This is a genomic window from Mesorhizobium sp. M1A.F.Ca.IN.020.06.1.1, assembly GCF_004023265.1.
Lineage (GTDB): Bacteria > Pseudomonadota > Alphaproteobacteria > Rhizobiales > Rhizobiaceae > Mesorhizobium.
Window position 1 is genome coordinate 1 of sequence record NZ_RZSR01000149.1, and the last position, 8,729, is coordinate 8,729.

Genomic DNA, 8,729 nt, shown 5'->3' on the forward strand with positions numbered 1-8,729 from the left:
GCCGCATGCTCGGCGCCAGCTACGCAATGGCCTACGAGATTTCGCGCCTGCCGATCAGCGCGGAGGAGCGGCTGCGCCGTTACGTTCACGCCCAGTACAAGATGACGCTGGAAGTCATGCTCGACGACCAGAAGGTGCATGAGATGGTGATCGTCGCGCTCGAGCGCGACTGGGGCGTCATCGACAAGCATGTCGACCGCATCCACGACCTGCTCGCTGACGTCATCCGCGACGGCATAGAGGCCGGCGAGTTCAGGAAGCAGGACCCGGTGATCGCCTCGCGCTGTTTCGGCGCCTCCACCGTCATCCTATGCCATCCGCAGATGGTCGCTCAGTGCCTTGCCAAGACCAACCGGGCAATGCCGGACGACCTCATCGACTACGCAATCAGAGCCTTGAAATAGCCGCTGCCCCGCCGGGTGCCGGTCGACGTTTATCTCCAGTTCGGGAGTGCTAAGGTGTCTTTGTCCAGTTCCATCCTCCGCAGGCTGCCGGCCGCGGGCCTCCCAGTCGTCGGCGTCGTTGTCGCGGCGCTCGGGCTTGCCGGCTGCAGCCAAGAGAAGAAAGCGGAAGCCCAGGAAGTCATCCGGCCGGTGAAGGTCGTCGAGATCGGCGAGGCCGAGACCACGCGCCAGCTCGACTATTCCGGCTCAGTGCGCGCCCGCACCGAGATGAATCTCGGCTTCCGCATCGCCGGCAAGGTCACCGAGCGTCTCGTCGACATCGGCCAGCATGTGAACGAGGGCGACGTGCTTGCCCGCGTCGACCCCTCCGACTACGAGCTGTCGGTGAAGAGCGCCGAGGCGAGCCTCGACGCCGCCGAGCGGCAGGTCGAGACCGTCGATCTCGCCAGGAAGCGCGCCGAGCAGCTCTATGCCAAGAACTTCGCGCCTAAGTCGCAGCTCGATCAGGCCGTTCTGAGCTATGATCAGGCCGTGGCGACGCGCGATGCCGCCCGTTCGACCCTGGCCCAGGCGCAGAACCAGGTCCATTACACCGATCTCAAAGCCGGCAAGGCCGGCATCGTCACCGCCATCTCGGCCGATATCGGTCAGGTGGTCGGCGCCGGCACGCCGGTCATGACGGTTGCCGTCGACGGCGAGAAGGAAGTGCTGATCGCGGTGCCGGAAATGGACATCGCCGGCTTCCGGCCGGGCAAGGAGGTCAAGGCGAGCTTCTGGTCGGACGAGGCGCTGACCCTTGACGGCAAGGTCCGCGAGGTGGCCGGCAGCGCCGATCCGCAGTCGCGCACCTTCGCGGTCCGGGTGTCGCTGCCCAACGATCCGCGGGTGCTGCTCGGCATGACCGCCAATGTCGCGGCGACCGTCGGCAGCAAGGCGCAGCTGGTGTCGATCCCGCTGACCGCCATGGCTGAGAAGGACGGCAAGCACATCGTCTGGACGGTCGACCGCGCGTCCGACACGGTGCATCCGCGCCCAATCAAGGTGGCGAACTTCACCGCCGACGGCGTTGCCGTTGCCGAAGGTTTGAAGCAGGGCGACGTGGTGGTGGCCGCCGGCACACAGTTCATGACCGACAATCTGAAAGTGAAGCTTTCCGGCGATGCCGCCCAGCAGTCCGCCTCGGCGGAGGATGACGTCGCCGCCACTAGCAGCCTGCGCTAACCAGGCGAAAGAACGCCTTTCCCGACCTCGCTGCCGTGAGCCGCGAGCCGGGCAGGGCATGGGTTCCGGGCGGCGAAATCGCCCGATCGACGAGACGCGGCATTGGTATCCCCCGCACCACGGCCGCGTCGAGCGCGATTGCGAGTCTCTCTCCTGCTTGAGGTGCTCGCCGCCCGGAAGCCCACTGAGAACTCATGAGCCGCAAGGCATGCTGCCTTGCCGCCAATTGGACTGGACCTGCGCCATGACCACGGACAGCAGCACTGAAAAGCGTCCCTTCAACCTCTCGCGCTGGGCGATCGGGCATCCGAGCATCGCGCGCTTCCTGTTCGGCCTCATTATTCTGGCCGGCGCGCTAGGCCTGATGCGCATGGGCCAGAAGGAAGACCCGGACTTCACCTTCCGCGTCATGGTCGTGCAGGCAGTCTGGCCGGGCGCCTCGATCCAGGACATGGAAGACCAGGTCGTCAACAAGATCGAGCGCAAGCTGCAGGAGACGCCGCATCTCGACTTTGTCCGCTCCTACACCCGCGCCGGCAGCGCCATCATCACGCTCCAGGTAAAGGGCGACACCAACGCCGAGGAGGTGAAGGATGCCTTCTACCAGGTGCGCAAGAAGGTCGGCGATATCGCCAACGAACTGCCGCAGGGCCTGCTCGGCCCCTATTTCAACGACGAGTTCGGCGACACCTTCATCACGCTGCATTCGATCAGCGGCGACGGCTTCACCTATCCCGAGCTGAAGAAATTCGCCGTTCAGGCGCGCGACATGCTGCTGGCGACGCCGGGCGTCGAAAAGGCCGTCATCATCGGCGACCAGCCCGAGAAGATCAATATCGATGTGTCCTCCAAGGCGCTCGCCGAGCGCGGCCTGACGGTGCTTGACCTGCAGAATGCCGTGAAAGGGCAGAACGCCGTCGATCCGGCGGGCTCGGTCGATACCGGCTTGCGCTCGGTTCGCATCTCGGTCGAGGGCGACGTCATCAAGGCCGCCGATATCCGCGAGCTGAGGCTGCGCGCCGGCAATCAGGTGACGCGTCTTGGCGACATCGCCACGGTCTCTTCCGGCCTCGAGGACCCTTATGAGCGCAAGTACCGCTTCAACGGCCACGAAAGCGTCCAGGTCGGCGTCGTCATGGCCAAGGGCTTCAATGTCAGGGACGTCGGTAAGGATGTCGAGGCGACCTACAAGCGCTTCGAGGAAGGTCTGCCTTATGGCGTTGCGGTCGACCAGATCTCCGACCAGCCGGAGGTGGTCAAGGATGCCGTCAACGAATTCATGGAGGCGCTCGGCGAAGCGTTGCTGATCGTTCTCGTCGTCTCGTTCCTGTCGATCGGCTGGCGCTCCGGCCTGGTGATCGCGATCGCCATCCCGCTGGTTTTAGCCGCCACCTTCGCCATCATGTACGAGATCGGCATCGACCTGCAGCGCATCTCGCTCGGCGCGCTGATCATCGCGCTCGGTCTGCTGGTCGACGACGCCATGATCGTCGTCGAGATGATGGAGCGCAAGCTGGAGGAGGGGCTGGTCAAGATCGAGGCGGCGAGCTTCGCCTATTCCTCGACCGCCTTCCCGATGCTGACCGGCACGCTGATCACCACCGCGGGCTTCATCCCGGTCGGCTTCGCGGCCTCCACCGCGGGCGAATATGTGCGCACGCTGTTCTATGTCGTCGGCATCGCACTGGTCGTGTCGTGGTTCGTCGCGGTCTATTTCACGCCCTGGCTGGGCTACATGATCCTGAAGCAGCGCAAGCACGCCGGCACCCACCACGACGTCTTCGACACCGGCTTCTACCGGCGGCTGCGCGCGACGGTCACCTGGGCCGTGCGCCACCGCATCATCGTGCTGGCGATGACGCTGGTCACTTTCGGCACCAGCCTCTGGGCCTTCCAGTTCATCCCGCAGAACTTCTTCCCGCAGTCGTCACGTCCGGAAATCCTGGTCGATCTCTGGCTGCCGGAAGGTACATCGATCAAGGAGGTCGAGAACCAAGCCAAGGCGCTCGAAGCGAAGATGATGGACGACCAGGACAAGCGCTTCATCGCCACCTATATCGGCGAGGGCGCTCCGCGCTTCTTCCTGCCGCTCGACCAGCAGCTTCGCAATCCGAACTTTGCCCAGCTTCTGGTGATGGCCAAGGATGAGCCGGCGCGCGAGCGGCTGATCGTCAAGATGCGAGGCATCCTCGCCAAGGACTTCCCGTCGATCCGCGCCAAGGTCGATCGTTTGTTCCTCGGGCCGCCGACCGGCTGGCCGGTGCAAATGCGCATCATGGGGCCGGATCGCCAGGAGGTGCGCCGCATCGCCGACGAGGTGAAGGCAAGGTTCGAAGCAAACCCGCTGCTCGGCGCCGTCCATGACGACTGGCTGGAGCCGGTGCCGGCGATGAAGCTGGTGATCGACCAGGACCGAGCCCGGGCACTAGGCGTCACATCGCAGCGCATTCGCCAGATGCTGCAGGCAACCATGTCCGGTGCGCCACTCGACGATTTCCGCGACGGCGAAGAGACGGTCTCGATCGTCGCCCGCGAGCCGGAGGCGACCCGTCATCTGCTGTCCTCGGTCGACTCCGTCTACATCCCGACCGACTTCGGCGGCTCCGTGCCCCTGTCCCAGGTGGCGAAAGTGGTGCCCGTGATGGAGCAGGGCATCGAGTGGCGGCGCGACCGTCTGCCGACCATCAGCGTGCGCGCCACGTTGCCGGATGGCGTGCAGTCGAACGACGTCGTCACCAAGATGTACAACGACATGAAGGACCTGCGCGCCGGCCTTGCCCCCGGCTACAAGATCGAGATCCAGGGCGGCGCGGAGGACTCGGCCGAAAGCCAGGCCTCGATCGCCGCCAAGGCACCGATCATGCTGGCCGTCATCGTCATCTTGCTGATGGTCCAGCTGCAGCATTTCGGCAAGTCGATGCTGGTGCTGGCCACCGGCCCGCTCGGCATCATCGGTGCCGCGGCAGCCCTTCTGATCAGCGGCGCGCCCTTCGGCTTTGTCGCCATCCTCGGCGTCATCGCGCTGCTCGGCATCATCATGCGAAACTCGATCATCCTGGTCGACCAGATCGACCAGGACATCGCCGCCGGCATGGATCGATCGGAAGCGATCGTCGGCGCTGCGGTGCGCCGCTTCCGCCCGATCATGCTGACGGCGCTGACCGCGGTGCTTGCGCTGATTCCGATCTCGCGCGCCGTCTTCTGGGGGCCTCTGGCCTACGCCATGATGGGCGGCATCCTCGTCGCCGCCGTGCTCACCATCCTGGTGCTGCCGGCGGGCTATGCCCTGTTCTTCGGCCGCGAGCCCAAGACGGCCAAGACAGGCGAGCAGGCGCAGGAGCCGGAACAGGTCGAAGGCATCGAAAGACCGCAGCTGGCGCTGGCTGCGGAATAAGAAGGTGGCAACCTCGAATCATCCGCCATCGGCGAAAGCCGGTGGCGGATGATGTGCATCGAAAGAACGCCTCGCGCCGCCGCGGCGCGCTCGGCGAGGCGCCTACGCCAATTCCTCGGAATGCGCGACCGTCACGCCATACTCCGCGGCCGAGTCGAGCATCGTATGCCACAGGCTTTCGGCAAAGGTTGCGAATACCAAGAGGTTGAACACGGCCTGGCCGTCTTGTCGGTTCTTCCCGCGCCAGAGCGTCACGCTGGTATGGTCGATCGAGGTGGCGGCTGCCGTGCCGACCGGGAATATTTCGGGGTGCAGGTCGATCGACGACAGCTTGGCCAGCATCGTGCGCGCCTTGTCGCCGGAAACGCTGATCAACGCGCGCGCATGTGATTGATCGGAAAGCGAGGCCAAACCGGCAAACACGCGGGCAAGGGTCTCCATCCTTTGCCCGCCGCCTCTCGACAGCACCAGAAACTGGTCCGGTCCTGACCAGATCAGCGTCGCGTCGGCCGTGTCGGCCGCCTTGGGTGTTTCCGGCGCGGCGACGCCGAAGCGAGCCTTCGCGGCATTGACCGTCTCGGCCGCCTTGCCGCGACGCGCCATCACCTGAACGAGGTCGAAATTGCGGATCTCGGTCAGCGACACGCCGGCTTCGCCCGGCGCGCCATAACGGCCGGCGACCAGGGCGCGCTCGAGCGGGCTGCGGATGTTCCAGGAAAAATCAGCCACGCTGGCGCCCTCCATCCGGATCGTAGAAGACGGAATTGCAGAGCTCGACATCGTACTCCTCGCCACGCAGCGGATCATGAGCGCGCACGATCTCACCAATGCGCGCACGGCCACGCTCGACGAGGCCGAGCCCGATCCACTGGTCGAGCACCGGTGAGAAGCAGACCGAGGTGATATAGCCCTGGTCGTTGTCTGGTCCGGGGGTCTCGCCCTTGGGAACGATGTGCGCGCCGGAGCGTAGGCGGCGCGCCTTGTCGGTCGGCTTAATGCCGACGACCACCTGCCGGTTCGGCGCGACGAGTGCTTCGCGGCCGGCCATGACGCGGCCGATGAAATCCTTCTTGGTCGACATCATCTTGCCGAGACCGAGATCGGCAGCCGTTGTGGTGCCGTTGAGCTCCGGTCCGGCGACATGGCCCTTTTCGATGCGCATCACGCCGAGCGCCTCGGTGCCGTAAGGCGTCACGCCGAACGGCTTTCCCGCGATCATCAGGTTGCGCGCCAGAGCCTCGCCGTAGCGCGCCGGCACCGAAATCTCGAACGCCATCTCGCCGGAGAAGGAGATCCGGAACAGCCTCGCCTTGATGCCGCCGCGCAGCTTGACTTCGCGCGCGCCCATGAACGGAAAGCCTTCGTTCGACAGGTCTTCGGCCGGATCGACGATCTCCTTCAGCAGATCGCGGGTCTTCGGACCGGCGATGGAGAATTGCGCCCACTGGTCGGAGACCGAGGTCAGCTGCACGTCGAGTTCGGGGAATAGGACCTGGCGGCAGAATTCGAGATGCTGCATCACCAGCCCAGCCTTGGCGGTCGTGGTTGTGAGGAAATAATGGTCCTCGGCCAGGCGCGAGGTGGTTCCGTCGTCATAGACGATGCCGTCCTCGCGCAGCATCAGCCCGTAACGCGCCTTGCCGACAGCGAGGCTGGAGAACGCGTTGATATAGACGCGGTCCAGGAGGGCGCCGGCGTCCGGGCCGTGCACGTCGATCTTGCCCAGCGTCGAGACATCGCAGAAGCCGACGCCACTTCGCACCGCCTTGACCTCGCGGGTGACCGATTCCAGCCAGTCTTTTTCGCCGGGCAACGGATACCATTGCGCGCGTTTCCACAGGCCGGTGTCGACGAACACCGCGCCCTGTTCGGCCGCCCAGTGATGCGACGGCGTCAGCCGCGTCGCATGGAAATTCTCGTCGCGGTGGTGGCCGGCGAAGGCGCCGATGGCGACCGGCACATAAGGCGGCCGGTAGATGGTCGTGCCCGTTTCGGGAATGGATTTGCCGCTCACCGCCGCCATGATCGCGAGGCCGGCCACATTCGAAGTCTTGCCCTGGTCGGTCGCCATGCCGAGCGTCGTGTAGCGCTTCAGGTGCTCGACCGACTCGAGACCCTCGCGCTGCGCCAGCTCGACATCGGAAGCAGTCACGTCATGCTGCTGGTCTACGAAGGCCTTGCCCTTGCCGGTGACATGCCAGAGCGGCGTCAGCGAAAAGGCCTCGTCGTCGGCGATCGGCGCCGATCCGGCGTTGCCGCTCCGTCCGGCATCGCGCGCCGCTGCAGCACCTGCCTCGAAACCTTCCCGCAGGCAGGCGCCAAAGCCGAAGGCGCCGTTCGCCGCGCCTGCCGCCACCATGCCGGGCGGCGCGGCGTCCGGTACGAAGGCGGCGATATCGTCGCGCCATTTCGGCCGGCCGCGATGATAGGAGGTGAGGCCGACCACAGGGTTCCAGCCGCCGGAGACGGCAAGCCCGTCGGCCTCGACTTCGGCGCGCGCGCCGCCGGTCAGCGATACGGAAATCTTGCGCACACCGCTCTTGCCGCCGTCAACGCCGCTGACTGAGCCGTTGAGAATCGGGAAGCCGCCCTTGCCGGCACGCGAGCGATGGGCCGGCGAAACGTCTGGCCGCCCATCGATCACCGCAGCGACCTGCAGTCCGGCTGCGATCGCCGCCTCCACCGTGCGCCAGCCATCCTCATTGTTGGTGAACAGCGCAATCCGTCGCGCCGGTGCAGCGGCGTAGCGGTTGATGTAGCTGCGCATGGCGGAGGCCATCATCACGCCAGGCGTATCGTTGCCGGCGAAGACGATGGGACGTTCGATCGCGCCCGCCGCGACGACGCAGCGCTTGGCGACGATACGCCAAAGCCGCTGCCGCACCTGATGCTCCGGCGGTAGGGACAGATGGTCGTTGACGCGCTCGATCGCGCCATAGGTACCGCCGTCATAGACGCCGAACAGCGTCGTGCGCGTCATGATGCGAACGTCCGGCATCGCCGCGAGTTCGTCCAGGGTACGGGCAATCCATTCGGCCGCCGGCAGCCCGTCGATCGTACCGCCATCGGCCAGCAAGCGCCCGCCGAGGACAAAATCCTCCTCGCACAGGATGACGCGCGCGCCGCAGCGCGCGGCGGCAACGGCGGCGGCGAGGCCGGCCGGGCCGGAGCCGGCGATCGCCACGTCGCAATGCGCCCATGCTTTGTCATAGCGATCGGGATCGGGAATGCCCGCCGCGCGGCCGAGGCCGGCGGCGCGGCGGATCGCCGGTTCGTAGATCGCTTCCCAGAATTTCGCCGGCCACATGAAGGTCTTGTAGTAGAAGCCGGCGACGAAAATCGGCGCGAAGAGCTGGTTGACCGCCATGACGTCGAAATTGAGCGACGGCCAGCGGTTCTGGCTGGCGGCCTCGAGCCCTTCATAGAGCTCGGCGGTCGTTGCCTTGGTGTTCGGCTCGCGCCTCGCGCCACTGCGCAGCTCGACCAGCGCGTTGGGCTATTCCGAGCCCGCCGTCAGGATGCCGCGCGGGCGGTGATATTTGAACGAGCGGCCGACCAGCTTGACGCCGTTGGCGACGAGCGCCGAGGCAAGCGTATCGCCCTGGAAGCCGGAGAGTGTCTTGCCGTCGAAGCGGAAGCTCAGCGGCGTCGAGCGGTCGATAAGGCCGCCGGCGGCCAGACGGTTTGCCTGGTTGCCGCGCATCAAGCAC

The 8,729-nt window shown here is 65.8% G+C and carries 4 protein-coding genes and 1 pseudogene; 3 read left to right on the plus strand and 2 right to left on the minus strand.

Annotation, left to right across the window (positions count from 1 at the left end):
- From EOA60_RS09405 to EOA60_RS09415, 3 genes are all read left to right on the plus strand, one after another.
- The coding region (locus tag EOA60_RS09405) for a TetR/AcrR family transcriptional regulator (protein ID WP_128311271.1) at positions 1 to 404 on the plus strand (404 nt) is incomplete at its 5' end.
- Positions 405 to 458: 54 nt separating this feature from the next.
- Complete coding sequence (locus tag EOA60_RS09410; protein WP_095823941.1) at positions 459 to 1,625, plus strand: efflux RND transporter periplasmic adaptor subunit; 1,167 nt, start codon at positions 459 to 461, stop codon at positions 1,623 to 1,625.
- Positions 1,626 to 1,869: 244 nt separating this feature from the next.
- The gene (locus EOA60_RS09415; RefSeq protein ID WP_128311274.1) at positions 1,870 to 5,019 is read left to right on the plus strand and encodes an efflux RND transporter permease subunit; all 3,150 of its coding nucleotides are present in this window, start codon (positions 1,870 to 1,872) and stop codon (positions 5,017 to 5,019) included.
- A gap of 102 nt (positions 5,020 to 5,121) precedes the next feature.
- Here EOA60_RS09415 and EOA60_RS09420 read toward each other — a convergent pair whose 3' ends face one another.
- Both EOA60_RS09420 and EOA60_RS09425 read right to left on the minus strand, forming a co-directional pair.
- Positions 5,122 to 5,748: a sarcosine oxidase subunit gamma family protein gene (locus EOA60_RS09420; RefSeq protein WP_095823940.1), complete on the minus strand. Its 627-nt coding sequence runs from the start codon at positions 5,746 to 5,748 to the stop codon at positions 5,122 to 5,124.
- Positions 5,741 to 8,722: pseudogene (locus tag EOA60_RS09425) on the minus strand (sarcosine oxidase subunit alpha). Before EOA60_RS09425 ends, EOA60_RS09420 begins: the two are co-directional and overlap by 8 nt.
- Between the last annotated feature and the right edge of the window lie 7 nt (positions 8,723 to 8,729).